The organism is Gordonia sp. i37 (assembly GCF_002043085.1).
GTDB classification, from domain to species: domain Bacteria; phylum Actinomycetota; class Actinomycetes; order Mycobacteriales; family Mycobacteriaceae; genus Gordonia; species Gordonia polyisoprenivorans.
The window spans coordinates 1-12,816 of the sequence record NZ_MVPX01000257.1 but is presented as its reverse complement, the minus strand read 5'-3'; the positions used below and the strand labels follow the sequence as shown (position 1 = coordinate 12,816).

The window sequence follows — 12,816 nt, the reverse complement described above, 5'->3', positions numbered from 1 at the left end:
TACATATCCGGGAGTTCTTCTTGCTCGTCAGTAGATGAGAGCGCGTAGGGTTGCGTGAGAACACACCGGTAGAGAGGACACCGCGATGACAAGCTCGAAGGCTGCGCGCCGATCGACAGACGCCACAGCAGCCCCGGCGCCCACGACAGAGGACCTCCCCACTGGTGACGCGGTCGACGACATCGAGGAGTCCTGGAAGCGGGAACGCCCGGATATGGACGTCAGTTCGGTGGGGATCATCACCCGGATCTGGCGAATCGGTCGGTACTTCGAGCAAGAACGCAATCGTCGCCTGGCCGAGCTCGGTACCGACCGGGTGACCCTGGACGTCCTCGCGATGCTGCGACGAGCCGGAAAGCCCTACCGGCTCACCGCCGGTGAACTGACGCAGGCCGCACTCATCACCTCCGGCGGCATCAGCGGGCGGCTCGACAAACTCGAAAAGGCCGGTCTCGTGACGCGGGAGTTCCACCCGAAGGACCGTCGTCGGGTCAACGTCGAGCTGACGCAGGCGGGAGTCGAGTTGGTCGATACCGTGGTGTCGGACCTCATGGACCACGAATCACAACTGATCCGAGATCGGCTCGCACCCGCAGACGAAGAAGCCCTCCGCGCACTCCTTCGCACACTGTTGTCGGAGTTCGAAGCGCCCAGCGGCCGTATCGAGAGGGCCGCGGGCTGATCGCTCCGGCCATCGGGAAGGAAACGAACCACGATGCCGTGGGTGTTCGGCTATGGATCCTTGGTTGACCGTAGCTCCGTCGAAGCCAGTGTGGGCCACCAGGTCTCAGCGGAACATGGCCCGTTTGCCGCGAGATTGCCCGGATACCGTCGCCAGTGGAATCTGGGCGCGCACAGCCGTCGTCGGCCCGAGTACATCCTCACCGACGAGAACGGCAGCGTGTGGTCAGGCGACGTCGTCTTCCTGGGTATCGAAGAATGCGACGGCTGCTCGACTCTCGGCGCGGTGTACTGGCTCGACGACGTGGATCTCGCGATCCTCGACCACCGCGAACTGGCCTATGACCGGCTACTCCGAACTGTCGTCCCCGTCACGCCAATCGACACGATCGACAGAGGGCGCGTCGATGAATTGTCGGTTCATGTCTACGTCCCCAAGCCGCAAGCCCGCGAGCACGCAGCGCAGGTGGGTGCGTCCGGGGTGATCATGGCGCGGTATCTCCGCTTGGTGGACAGCGCTTTTCGATCGCTCGGTGCGGATCTGTACGCCGAGCACCTAGGGTCCCTGCCGCCCACGGCACCGTTCTCGGTCCGGGAGATCTCCCGCCGGCCGGCCGTGGCCGGTCCACAGGCCTGAACGGCCGCACCCACGTCATTTCGACTGAGGTGGAATGATCCCGACAGGCCACCGTGGTGGCATGTCGGGATCATCGGCGCCGTGTCACCGGGGCGGTGGTGACACGGCAACGTCGTTCACCAGGGCAGGACTTCGCCGTTGGTGCGCTGGAACTGTCCAGCAGTCTCCAGGGTTAGGTTGTCGAGCACGTCTATAAGTCCCGCGGCGGCCGACTCCGGGGTGACCAGTACCGCGGCGGCCTGCTCTTTGACCGACGGATCCATGACGTCGAGCAGATGCGTGTTGACGGTACCCGGGTGCAACGCCTGGACCGCGATACCGCGCTTGCCGAGATCGATGGAGAGGTTGCGGGCCACCATGTTCGCGCCGGCCTTCGAGATCCGGTACGCGTAGTCGCCGCCGCTGGTGTTGTCACCGATCGATCCCACACGGCTCGTGAGGATTCCCACCTTCGCATCGTCGGCGAGGTTGTTCTGCAATCCGCGGATGACACGTAGCGGTCCGAGGGTGTTGATCTCGAATTGCCTTCGGGCATCGTCGAAGTCAAAGGTCTCAAGCGAGTCGAGGAACATCACGCCGGCGACGTGGACAAGCCAGCTCACCGTGACGTCCTGCTCGGTCAACTTCTTGGCGAGCGTCGCGACAGCCTCGTCCGAGGTGACGTCAACGTCGGGGATGACCTCGATACCTTCGCCGATCAGGTCTGCACCGCCCTTCAGAGTCGCGGCGACGACGGAGTCGCCGCGAGCGTGAAGGGCCCGGGTCATCGCGTTTGCGATGCCCGTGTCGGCGCCAATAATCAGTTTGGTGCTCATTGTTCTCGTTCTCCTTCGGACCAGTAAGGCGGGCAGGTGTGGTCAGGCCGGGACAGGGGCGTGCTCGTCGCCGATGATTCCGTTCGCGACGAATGCCGCGATATCATCGCCACCGAATCCGATCTCCGTGAGGATCTCGGCATTGTGCTCGCCCAGGGTGGGCGCACCCCGCGGGGGCGCCGGCGGGGTGCCGAGGAACCGCGCGGGAACACGCGTCTGGCGGATTCCGCCGGCCACCGGGTGCCGGTACTCGGTGATCGTCTCCGACGCGATCACCTGCGGGTGCTCGATCACCTCGGAACGCTTGAGGATCGGCGCCGCCGGGACATCGTGCGCATCCAGTGCCGCAATCCATTCGGCGGACGTTCTGTGGCGCAACACGTCCTGCACCATCGCCATGCGGGCATCTATGTTCTCGGTACGTCCGGCCGGGGTGCTGAACCGCTCGTCCTGCGTCCACTCCGGATGCTCGAGCGCCTGACACATGGACACCCATTCGGTGTTGCTGTTCGTCGCCACGGTGATGTATCCGTCTGCGGTCTCGAATATCAGGTCAATGAAGCTTCCGTCCTCGGCGAGAGGAACGGTCTTGTCGCTGAATGTATAGGCACCCATATCCGAAGCCCACAGGAAGGACAGGATCGCATCGAGCATGGAGAGCCGGATGTGCTGCCCCTGCCCGGTCTCCTTGCGCGAGTACAGAGCAGCGGTGATCGCCTGCGCGCCGACGATCGCGGTCAGCTTGTCCGGCAACACGGTTCGGATCAATCGTGGTCGTGCCTTGTCAGAACCGGCCTGCACAGTGGTCAATCCGCTCAAGGCCTGAACCAAGGAATCATACACACGCTGGTGTGCCGCAGGACCCCGTTCACCGAAACCGCTGATCGACAAGTAGATGAGTTCGGGATTGTCCGAGATCAGGTCGTCGTAACCGATCCCGAGCCTTTCGACGACTCCGGGGCGCAGGTTCTGGACCACAACATCCGCCGTCGACACCAGGCGCCGAAAGATCTCGATACCCTTGTCGGACTTGAGATCCAGCGTCAGAGACCTCTTGGACCGATTGATGTTGACGAACATTGCCGACATGCCGCCCGACTGATTCGCGAGTTGCCGGACATGGTCACCCTTTCCCGGCACCTCGACCTTGATCACGTCCGCGCCCTGGTCGCCGAGAATGTCGGTGGCCCACGGGCCCGACATCATCGAACACAGGTCCACGATGCGCACACCACTCATCGGACCACTCATGACTTGCCCCATCTCCGTCCGTCGGAATGAACCAGATCATATGAGAGTAGCAGGTTTATTTCGCTCGTCAATTACTTACAACTAAGTGAAAATAATCGAATCGAGCCCCTCCGAGGTCCTCGAGTCCTACGATGTGCGGCATGGGTAACGTCATGAACACCCAACAGACCTACCGGTGTCCGTGCACATCCGGCCTCGTTTTCGACGACTGCTGCCGACCCATCCTGACCGGGCACAAACGAGCCGTCACTGCCGAGTCGCTGGTGCGCACACGATTCTGTGCGCACGTCGTCAGGGATTACGACTACCTCTTGCAGACATGGCATCCCGTGACCCGACCGGTCACACTCGATCTACCGGCGCGGCGATTCTGGTACTGGCTCGACATCGACGCCGTGGTCGGCGGCGGTCCGCAAGAGGACACCGGGTCCGTGGCGTACACCGCCTATCGGCGCGACGGCCAGGAGCACGCGAGCATCAGCGAACTAGCCCACCTCGAGCGCTACCACGGCTGGTGGGTCTACCGTAGTGGCGAGGCTATGGGCGACTGATCGCACCCGAGGTCGCCGACGGTGTTGTCGTCGACGTCGGCGGCGTCGGCGTCGGCGCTCAGAGTCGACATGGCGGAGGCCGAACACCCCAAGCGTGACAACGATGAGGACTTCCTCAGCATGCTTCGCCCCCGGATTCGAGAAGATCACGCACAACATCGCCGAACTCACCAGAGACGCAGAAGATCTCGACATCCACTTCGCCGGTGGCGCGTTGATGCACCCGGGTGCGGCAAAGGTGGCGGATGACTATCTCGGCCACCCCGTCTCCACCTCGCCGAATGCCCAACTCAACACCCGGGTGGGAATCGCCCGGGCTGCACGATGACTGCTTCGCCCCAACGGACCGGACCCACGATGCTGACGCAACCGACCCGCAACCCATTCGACGAGCTCGCGGGTTGAGTCGAGCGATAGACTTCGTCCTCTGGGACCTCGTGGACGGATCGCCCGAGCAACGCTCGGCCGCCCGTGGCCGGACCAACTGATGGGGTGTGGAGAACCTCGATTCCCTTGCCCAACAGAATAAATGGATCGATCCTGTCGTCGGTTGACCGCGTTCGCCGTTCCATCCTCAAACCACTGCGCGCGACGACCTCACCGGCACAGCCCACCCTCGCCGGCACGCTCACTTTGATCAGTCGCGCGATATCGCGCCACGCGAACCCCGAGGCCGGCGAGTTCAGCCAACATCGTCTTTACGGTGGCCTTACCGTGCTCGGATGTTGCGGTGGACCGTACCCCGCACGAAGCGGTCTGCCACTGCACACACCATGAGATGCCGCGTAGTTCATCTTGAACCCATCTCACATGACGCGGCTATCCCTGATGGATATTTACACGCGCGAGAGTTGTCCGCTCCGGGGAAGCTCCTCGACACCACCATGCGCGAGCATGGTCGCCATTGCTGCCCCGTTTGTCGACGTTCGACTATCTGGATCAGAACCTGGAGGCTGCGTGCGCATGACGACACCGCGCCAGGAGCGCAAATTGGCGCGCAGGAGCGAACTCCTCAACATCGCAGCCGAATTGATCGCGGAGCGGGGATTCAACTCGATGCGACTCGACGACCTCGGCGCCGCCGTCGGAATCAGCGGGCCGGCGGTGTATCGATACTTCAACAGCAAAGACGCGTTGCTTGCGGAACTCCTGATCGACATCAGCGGCAGACTGCTCGATCAGGCACAGGAATGCCTAGCCTCCTGGCCGGATCCCGTGTCCACCATCGTCGAACTCGTTGATATGCATGTGGCATTCGCCGTCACCGAACCGGCGTTGATCCGCGTGCAGGACCGCGATCTGCACAGCCTTCCAGAAGCGACCCGTCGCGAAGTGCGGACCCGACAGCGCAAGTACGTCGACCTCTGGGTGTCGGTGTTGCGAGAGGTCCGCACCGATCTCTCCCGGGAGCCCGCAACCACTGTGGCACAGGCGATCTTCGGCCTCATCAATTGCACACCTCATCTCAGTGGGCGGCACAGTCGCACCGAGATCGCCCGAACACTTCGCGACGCCGCCTTGCGTGTGGCTCTTCCCGTGGCAGCCCTCGACGACCACGCCGCCTACGCAGCACAGCGTCAGACTCAGAGACAGTGAACCGGACGCCTATCCGCCGTGGCTACCGTCGGCGACATCGGCTATCCCCACGCGATGAAGATGACCGAAACTGCTTGATACGTCTCGAGACATCCGGATACGGTCGGCGAATTACAGTTAACCGTCTGTAACTGAGATCGAGATGGGTTGAGATGACCACAGATACGAGCCAACTCTCGCACCAAGAGCTGGTCGCTGAGCTTCGCGACCGTATGACCGCCGTGGCGGCCGGCGGCGGCGAACGAGCACGCGCCAAGCATGTAGCTCGAGGCAAGTTACTTCCCCGCGAACGCGTCGATCGCCTGCTCGACACGGGAAGCCCGTTTCTGGAGATCGCTCCCCTGGCCGCCGACGGAATGTACGAGGGCGAGAGCCCCGGCGCGGGCATCATCGCAGGCATCGGACGCATCGCCGGGCGCGAGTGCGTCGTCGTGGCAAACGACGCCACCGTCAAGGGCGGTACCTACTACCCGATGACGGTGAAGAAGCACCTCCGCGCCCAGGAGATCGCACTACAGAACTCGCTCCTCTGCATCTATCTGGCGGATTCCGGCGGAGCCTTCCTTCCCCGACAGGACGAGGTGTTTCCCGATCGTGAGCACTTCGGCCGGATCTTCTACAACCAGGCCACGATGAGCGCCGCGGGTATTCCGCAGATCGCGGCGGTGCTCGGCTCGTGCACCGCGGGCGGCGCCTACGTACCGGCCATGAGTGATGAAGCCGTGATTGTCGGCAATCAGGGCACGATCTTTCTCGGCGGGCCGCCGTTGGTCAAAGCCGCCACGGGTGAGATCGTTACGGCAGAAGACCTTGGGGGCGGCGACGTGCACTCGAAGATCTCCGGCGTCACAGACCATCTCGTCGACAACGATGCTGCAGCACTGCAGCGCGTCCGCGAGATCGTGGCCACCTTCGGTCCCCGGGCCGCGACGCCGTGGGACCGCATCCCCGTCCGTGACGCGCTTGCCGACCAGCGCTCGCTCTACGACATCGTCCCCATCGACTCCCGCAAACCGTACGACGTGCGACGGGTGATCTCCGCGATCGTCGACGCAGGCGAATTCACCGAGTTCAAGGCCGAGTACGGCAAGACCCTCGTCACCGGATTCGCGCACATCTTCGGCCACCCCGTTGGCATCATCGCCAACAGCGGCGTCCTCTTCGGCGAATCTGCCATGAAGGGCGCACATTTCATCGAGCTCTGCGACAAGAGGTCGACACCACTTGTGTTCCTCCAGAACATCACGGGCTTCATGGTCGGGCGTGAGTACGAAGCCGGCGGTATCGCCAAGCACGGTGCCAAGATGGTGACTGCTGTCGCCTGCGCTCGCGTACCCAAGTTCACCGTCGTGATCGGTGGTTCTTACGGCGCGGGCAACTACTCGATGTGCGGACGCGCGTACTCGCCACGCTTCCTGTGGATGTGGCCCAACGCCAAGATCTCGGTGATGGGGGGCGAGCAGGCCGCATCGGTTCTCTCGACAGTCCGCCGCGACCAGTTCGACGCACGAGGTGTCGAGTGGTCGACGGAGGATGAAGAGGCGTTCAAGGCACCCATCCGCGAGCAATACGAGCGTCAGGGCAGTGCCTACTACTCGACAGCGCGCCTGTGGGACGACGGCGTGATCGATCCAGCAGACACGCGAACCGTTCTGGGACTGGGCCTTTCGGCAGCGTCCAATGCGCCGCTGATGCCCGTCTCGTACGGCGTCTTCCGAATGTGAGATCAGCCCCGGTCAGGCTTCTGCCCCAACGCAACCCGTCACAGCAAGGACACTCATGACAACCATCGACACGGTTCTGATCGCCAACCGCGGCGAGATCGCGGTACGGGTGATCCGCACCCTCCATCGCCTCGGCAAGACGGCAGTTGCCGTCTTCAGCGACGCCGACGCCCACGCGCCGCACGTGCAACTCGCAGACAGAGCGGTGCGGCTCGGGCCGGCCGCTGCGCGCGACAGCTACCTCGACATCGTCAAGGTCATAGACGCCGCCCGACGCACCGGGGCTCAGGCAATCCACCCGGGCTACGGGTTCCTCTCGGAGAATACCGAATTCGCGGCGGCATGCGAGTCCGCCGGTATCTCATTCCTCGGCCCCTCGGCGCGCGCAATCGAGATCATGGGTGACAAGATCACGGCGAAGACGACCGTCGAGAAGTTCGGTGTGCCAACCGTGCCGGGCATCGCACGTCCGGGACTCAGCGACAGCGAGCTGATAAGCGCCGCAGCAGAAGTCGGCTACCCGGTACTCGTCAAGCCGTCTGCCGGCGGTGGCGGCAAGGGCATGCGTCTCGTTCACCAACCCGCCGACCTGGCCGATGCTCTGGCCAGTGCACGACGCGAGGCCGCGTCGTCGTTCGGCGACGACACGCTGTTCCTGGAACGGTTCGTCACGCGCCCACGTCACATCGAAGTTCAGATCCTCGCAGACAACCACGGCAAGGTCGTGCACCTCGGCGAGCGTGAATGCAGTCTGCAGCGTCGCCACCAGAAGGTCATCGAGGAGGCCCCGTCGGCACTGCTCGACGCCGCGACCAGGACGCGCATAGGTACCGCAGCCTGCGACACGGCACGCAGCGTCGACTACAGCGGTGCGGGCACAGTCGAATTCATCGTGTCGGCCGACGCACCTGACGAGTTCTTCTTCATGGAGATGAACACCCGCCTCCAGGTAGAGCACCCCGTCACCGAACTCGTCACCGGCCTCGACCTCGTCGAATGGCAAATCCGTGTCGCGGAGGGCGAATCACTCGCCGTCGCACAGGAGGACATCGTCCTCACCGGTCACGCTGTCGAGGCGCGCGTCTACGCCGAGGACCCCGGCGCGGGCTTCCTTCCCACCGGTGGCAATGTGCTCGCGTTGTCCGAACCACATGGGGTCGGCGTTCGAGTCGACAGCGGAATCGTCGCAGGCTCGTCTGTCGGCAGCGATTACGATCCGATGCTGGCCAAGGTGATCGCCTACGGCTCCGACCGCGCGACCGCCTTGGCGAAGCTCGACCTCGCGCTTGCCGAGTACGACCTCCTCGGCCTGCAGACCAACGTCGACTTCGTTCGCCATCTACTCGCCGACGACGACGTCCAGGCCGGCCGCCTCGACACTGCGCTGCTCGATTCGCGCGCCGAAGTCTATTCGCCGCCGGTGCCAGGCGAACATGCTTGGCTCACAGGGGGTGTCGCCCTGTGGCTCGAACAATGGAGCGGCGCGGGCACCGACCCCTGGAATCAGCCGAGTGGCTGGCGAATCGCTTCCGAGGCACCTTTCGTCACACGATGGGACGCCGGCGACGAAGACATCGAGGTCGCGATTTCGGGAACACCCGAGAGGGCGACAGCCCGCATCGGTGACGCACTCACGACCGTGGCGGAGTGCAGGTGGGTGGACGACGCGCACCATCGGCTGTCGTTGCTCGTCGACAACCTGAGACTGGAAATCTCGGTCGCGCGAGTTGGACGTGACGTCTGGGTCTCGACCACCGAGGGAACGTGGCTCCTACGAGCTGCGGCAACCGCTGCTGCGACTTCAGACGGCGACACCGGTTCGACCGAGTTGCGTAGCCCGATGCCTGCGACCGTCATCTCGGTGCCTGTGGCGGACGGCGCTGTGGTCACGGCAGGAACAACCGTGGTCGTCGTCGAGGCAATGAAGATGGAACACGCCCTCAGCAGTCCTATCGACGGAATGGCCCAGGTATTCGTGTCACCGGGACAGCAGGTCGCCGTCGATCAGGTGCTGGCCACCATCGCCGCCGCAGAGACCACCGCCGAAGGAGGAGAGCAATGACCGATACAACCCAAGCCGCACCACGAATCACCCAGCGCGGACTGTGGTTTGACGAAATGGACGTGGGTACGATCTACGAGCATCGACCCGGACGCACGATCACCGAGGCCGACAACACCTGGTTCACGGCCGTCACGATGAACACTCAGGCGCTGCATCTCGACGCCGCGTATGCCGAGCACACCGCTTTCGGCGAACGCCTGGTGAACTCGATGTTCACCCTGTCCACCCTCGTCGGACTGTCGGTGTCGCAGTTGACCCAGGGCACCATCGTGGCGAATCTCGGGTTCTCCGAAGTCACGTTTCCCCACCCAGTTCGCCACGGCGACACTCTCTACGCCGAGACCGAGATCACCGACAAGCGCGGATCCCGCAGTCGCCCAGGCGAAGGGGTCGTCACATTCACGCACACGGGGCGCAATCAGGATGGCGTCGTCGTTGCTCGCGCGGTCCGCAAGACGCTCGTCCGCTCGAAGCCCGCGGAGGGTGCGTGATGACCTGGCAACCCCGCGGCCCCGCCTGGCTGTTCTGCCCGGCCGACCGCCCAGAGAGATTTGCCAAGGCTGCTGCGGCAGCCGACATCGTCATTCTCGATCTCGAGGACGGCGTGGCACCCGCACAGAAGCCGGAAGCCCGACAAGCACTCATCGATACCCCGCTCGATCCGGAACTGACCATCGTGCGGATCAATCCGCACGGCACTGAGGACTTCTCACCAGATCTGGAAGCACTGGCAGCAACATCGTATTCGCGGATCATGCTGCCCAAGTGTGAGTCGGGCGAGCTACCCGAGGCACTCGACGGGATCGACGTGGTCGCGCTCATCGAAACACCTCTGGGTGCGATGCGACTCCCGGAGATCGTCGCCAACGACTCTGTCGTCGGAGTGATGTGGGGTGCGGAGGACCTGATCGCGGGGCTCGGTGGAACGTCGAGTCGTACGCCTTCCAACGTGTACCGAGACGTGGCGCGCCACGTCAGAGGCTCGGTTCTGTTGGCTGCGAAGTCCACCGGCACACTCGCGATCGATTCTGTCTATCTCGACATCAAGGACCTCGTCGGTCTGGCCGAGGAATGCGATGACGCGGTCGCGTCCGGCTTCGACGTCAAGGTGGCGATCCACCCGAGCCAGGTACCAACGATCGCAAAGGGATTCGCGCCCACTCCCGATTCGGTGACATGGGCGCACCGTGTGCTCGACGCTGCTTCTGGTGAGCGCGGTGTGTTCGCTTTCGAGGGACGAATGGTCGACGCGCCCGTCATCCGGCACGCCGAGCAGATCCTGCGCCGGCACACAGCCGCTGCGGCAAGCACCCTCGCCCCCTCTACCCCCAACTCATCACACTGAAGGATCGGAATCGATTTCATGACCGGCAAAGTATGGGACTCCGCGGCTGACGCGGTCGCCGACATCTCTTCTGGTGCCACGTTGACCGTCGGCGGATTCGGACTCTGCGGCATACCCGACGCGCTGATCGAAGCGCTACACGACACGGGCGCCGACGACCTACGCGTCTACTCCAACAATTGCGGAGTCGACGACTGGGGGCTCGGAATTCTTCTGCGCGACAGACGAATCAGCCGCATCACGGCCTCGTACGTCGGCGAGAACAAGGAGTTCGCACGCCAGTACCTCGCCGGCGAACTGGAAGTGGAGCTCACACCGCAGGGAACTCTGGCCGAGCGCATGCGCGCCGGCGGATGTGGCATACCCGCGTTCTACACACCGGCAGGTGTCGGCACCCCGATCAGCGACGGCGGGTTGCCCTGGCGCTATACCCCGGACGGCCAGATCGCGCTCGCGTCACCACCGAAAGAGGTGCGCGAGTTCGGCGGCAAACCGCACGTCCTCGAAGAGGGGATCGTTGCCGACTTCGCACTGGTCCACGCCGAAATCGGTGACACTGCAGGAAATCTGGTCTTCAACAAGTCGGCGATGAACTTCAACCCTCTCGCTGCCATGGCCGGGCGGACCACCATCGCCCAGGTCGAACAACTCGTCGCGCCGGGCGAAATCGACCCCGGCACGGTCCATCTGCCGGGCATCTTCGTGCAGCGTGTCGTACACACCGGCCCACAGTCCAAGCGGATTGAGAAGCGAACAACACAGGAGGCCGCGCGATGAGCTGGTCACGTACCGAAATGGCCGCGCGTGCCGCAGCCGAGATCACCCCCGGTGAATACGTCAATCTTGGAATCGGGCTACCCACTCTCATCCCGAACTTCCTCCCTGCGGGTGTGGAGGTCGTATTGCACTCGGAGAACGGCATTCTCGGCACTGGTCCGTATCCGGCCGATGCGAAGGTCGACGCCGACCTGATCAACGCGGGCAAGGAGACGGTCACCACGCTGCCGGGCGCGGCATTCTTCGACTCCGCGCTGTCGTTCGGCATGATCCGCGGAACCCACATCGACACCGCCGTGCTGGGCGGCATGGAAGTGTCCGAGAAGGGCGACCTCGCCAATTGGATGGTGCCGGGCAAGATGGTCAAGGGCATGGGCGGTGCAATGGATCTCGTGCACGGCGCTCGACGCGTGATCGTACTGATGGAACATCGCTCGCGCGACGGCTCGTCAAAGCTCGTCAGCGAATGCTCACTGCCACTGACCGGTCAGCGCGTCGTGCACCGGGTCATCACCGACCTCGCAGTCATCGACGTCACCGACGCCGGCTTCCGTCTACGTGAGACCGCGCCCGACGTATCCGTCCACGACGTCGTGGCAGCGACCGCAGCACCCCTCATCACCACACTCGACGAGGGGTTGGCGCGATGAGTCATTCGGTCATCGTCGCCGGTGCGCGCACCCCCATGGGCCGCCTCCTCGGCGCGCTGAGCACAGCGACCGCCGCACAATTGGGCGCAACCGCGATCCGTGGAACTCTGCAGAAGTCGGGTTTCGACGCCGTCGACGTCGACCATGTGATCATGGGCCAGGTCCTCACCGCAGGTACCGGGCAGATCCCGGCACGCCAGGCAGCAGCGGGTGCAGGCATCCCGTTGACCGTGCCAGCACTGACGGTCAACAAGGTCTGCCTCTCGGGTATCGACGCCATAGTGTCTGCTGACCGGATGCTGCGGTGTGGCGACGCAGATCTCGTCGTCGCCGGTGGCCAGGAGTCGATGAGCCGTGCACCGCACATGCTTCTGACCTCACGGACCGGCATCAAGTACGGCGATACGTCACTTGTCGATCACATGGCCGCCGATGGCCTACACGACTCCTTCACCGACCAGGCGATGGGCTTGCTCACCGAGCAGATCAATGAAGTGTCGGACTCGCACGTCACCCGCGCCGAACAGGATGCGTTTGCCGAGCGGTCACACATTCTCGCCGCCAAGGCGTGGGCCTCGGGGATCTTTGCCGAAGAAGTCGTTGGCGTCGAACTGAGCTCGCGGCGTTCGACCGTGACCGTCGAGCGTGACGAAGGTATCCGGGAAGACATCAGCATCGACTCACTCGCGACGCTACGACCTGCCTTCTCCCCCGGCGGCACCAT

Annotated in this window: 14 protein-coding genes; 12 read left to right on the top strand and 2 right to left on the bottom strand. The window is 63.8% G+C overall.

Annotation, left to right across the window (positions count from 1 at the left end; all coding sequences use genetic code 11):
- The first annotated feature begins 85 nt into the window (after positions 1-85).
- Together B1964_RS12220 and B1964_RS12215 are read left to right on the top strand one after the other, a co-directional pair.
- Entirely contained in the window at positions 86-682 is a 597-nt protein-coding gene (locus tag B1964_RS12220; RefSeq protein ID WP_079929926.1) for a MarR family transcriptional regulator, read from the top strand.
- Between the two features lie 135 nt (positions 683-817).
- Positions 818-1,318: a hypothetical protein gene (locus B1964_RS12215; RefSeq protein WP_139765709.1), complete on the top strand. Its 501-nt coding sequence runs from the start codon at positions 818-820 to the stop codon at positions 1,316-1,318.
- A 116-nt stretch (positions 1,319-1,434) separates the two neighbouring features.
- Here B1964_RS12215 and B1964_RS12210 read toward each other — a convergent pair whose 3' ends face one another.
- Positions 1,435-2,133 carry an SDR family oxidoreductase gene (locus B1964_RS12210; RefSeq protein WP_079929924.1) on the bottom strand — a complete coding sequence of 233 codons (699 nt, stop codon included), beginning with the start codon at positions 2,131-2,133 and terminating at the stop codon, positions 1,435-1,437.
- Between the two features lie 42 nt (positions 2,134-2,175).
- Positions 2,176-3,372, bottom strand: a complete 1,197-nt coding sequence (locus B1964_RS12205) for a CoA transferase (protein WP_079929946.1) — start codon at positions 3,370-3,372, stop codon at positions 2,176-2,178.
- A 152-nt stretch (positions 3,373-3,524) separates the two neighbouring features.
- Between B1964_RS12205 and B1964_RS12200 the strand changes: the two genes are divergently transcribed.
- The 10 genes from B1964_RS12200 to B1964_RS12155 all read left to right on the top strand — a co-directional run.
- Positions 3,525-3,935: a YchJ family metal-binding protein gene (locus tag B1964_RS12200; RefSeq protein WP_079929923.1), complete on the top strand. Its 411-nt coding sequence runs from the start codon at positions 3,525-3,527 to the stop codon at positions 3,933-3,935.
- A 103-nt stretch (positions 3,936-4,038) separates the two neighbouring features.
- Entirely contained in the window at positions 4,039-4,263 is a 225-nt protein-coding gene (locus tag B1964_RS12195; protein WP_079929922.1) for a hypothetical protein, read from the top strand.
- A 635-nt stretch (positions 4,264-4,898) separates the two neighbouring features.
- On the top strand, positions 4,899-5,531 hold the full coding sequence (locus B1964_RS12190; RefSeq protein ID WP_079929945.1) for a TetR/AcrR family transcriptional regulator: 633 nt from the start codon (positions 4,899-4,901) through the stop codon (positions 5,529-5,531).
- 152 nt (positions 5,532-5,683) lie between these two features.
- Positions 5,684-7,255 carry a carboxyl transferase domain-containing protein gene (locus B1964_RS12185; RefSeq protein WP_079929921.1) on the top strand — a complete coding sequence of 524 codons (1,572 nt, stop codon included), beginning with the start codon at positions 5,684-5,686 and terminating at the stop codon, positions 7,253-7,255.
- A 55-nt stretch (positions 7,256-7,310) separates the two neighbouring features.
- Positions 7,311-9,317 (top strand): biotin carboxylase N-terminal domain-containing protein, encoded by a 2,007-nt coding sequence (locus B1964_RS12180; protein ID WP_079929920.1) that lies wholly within the window; start codon positions 7,311-7,313, stop codon positions 9,315-9,317.
- Positions 9,314-9,811, top strand: coding sequence for a MaoC family dehydratase (locus B1964_RS12175; protein ID WP_079929919.1), 498 nt, complete (start codon positions 9,314-9,316; stop codon positions 9,809-9,811). The genes B1964_RS12180 and B1964_RS12175 overlap by 4 nt, the downstream gene beginning before the upstream one ends.
- On the top strand, positions 9,811-10,665 hold the full coding sequence (locus B1964_RS12170; protein ID WP_079929918.1) for a CoA ester lyase: 855 nt from the start codon (positions 9,811-9,813) through the stop codon (positions 10,663-10,665). The genes B1964_RS12175 and B1964_RS12170 overlap by 1 nt, the downstream gene beginning before the upstream one ends.
- Before the next feature lie 18 nt (positions 10,666-10,683).
- Positions 10,684-11,442: a CoA transferase subunit A gene (locus B1964_RS12165; protein WP_079929917.1), complete on the top strand. Its 759-nt coding sequence runs from the start codon at positions 10,684-10,686 to the stop codon at positions 11,440-11,442.
- Positions 11,439-12,092 carry a 3-oxoacid CoA-transferase subunit B gene (locus B1964_RS12160; RefSeq protein ID WP_079929916.1) on the top strand — a complete coding sequence of 218 codons (654 nt, stop codon included), beginning with the start codon at positions 11,439-11,441 and terminating at the stop codon, positions 12,090-12,092. The genes B1964_RS12165 and B1964_RS12160 overlap by 4 nt, the downstream gene beginning before the upstream one ends.
- On the top strand, positions 12,089-12,816 hold a 728-nt coding region (locus B1964_RS12155; RefSeq protein ID WP_366664278.1), incomplete at its 3' end, for a beta-ketoacyl synthase N-terminal-like domain-containing protein. The genes B1964_RS12160 and B1964_RS12155, both read left to right, overlap by 4 nt.

Excerpts from the sequence above, each read along its gene's own strand:
- B1964_RS12220 (WP_079929926.1), top strand. The coding sequence starts at position 86 with ATGACAAGCTCGAAGGCTGCGCGCCGATCGACAGACGCCACAGCAGCC.
- B1964_RS12210 (WP_079929924.1), bottom strand. The coding sequence starts at position 2,133 with ATGAGCACCAAACTGATTATTGGCGCCGACACGGGCATCGCAAACGCG.
- B1964_RS12205 (WP_079929946.1), bottom strand. The coding sequence starts at position 3,372 with ATGAGTGGTGTGCGCATCGTGGACCTGTGTTCGATGATGTCGGGCCCG.
- B1964_RS12200 (WP_079929923.1), top strand. The coding sequence starts at position 3,525 with ATGGGTAACGTCATGAACACCCAACAGACCTACCGGTGTCCGTGCACA.
- B1964_RS12195 (WP_079929922.1), top strand. The coding sequence starts at position 4,039 with ATGAGGACTTCCTCAGCATGCTTCGCCCCCGGATTCGAGAAGATCACG.
- B1964_RS12190 (WP_079929945.1), top strand. The coding sequence starts at position 4,899 with ATGACGACACCGCGCCAGGAGCGCAAATTGGCGCGCAGGAGCGAACTC.
- B1964_RS12185 (WP_079929921.1), top strand. The coding sequence starts at position 5,684 with ATGACCACAGATACGAGCCAACTCTCGCACCAAGAGCTGGTCGCTGAG.
- B1964_RS12180 (WP_079929920.1), top strand. The coding sequence starts at position 7,311 with ATGACAACCATCGACACGGTTCTGATCGCCAACCGCGGCGAGATCGCG.
- B1964_RS12175 (WP_079929919.1), top strand. The coding sequence starts at position 9,314 with ATGACCGATACAACCCAAGCCGCACCACGAATCACCCAGCGCGGACTG.
- B1964_RS12170 (WP_079929918.1), top strand. The coding sequence starts at position 9,811 with ATGACCTGGCAACCCCGCGGCCCCGCCTGGCTGTTCTGCCCGGCCGAC.
- B1964_RS12165 (WP_079929917.1), top strand. The coding sequence starts at position 10,684 with ATGACCGGCAAAGTATGGGACTCCGCGGCTGACGCGGTCGCCGACATC.
- B1964_RS12160 (WP_079929916.1), top strand. The coding sequence starts at position 11,439 with ATGAGCTGGTCACGTACCGAAATGGCCGCGCGTGCCGCAGCCGAGATC.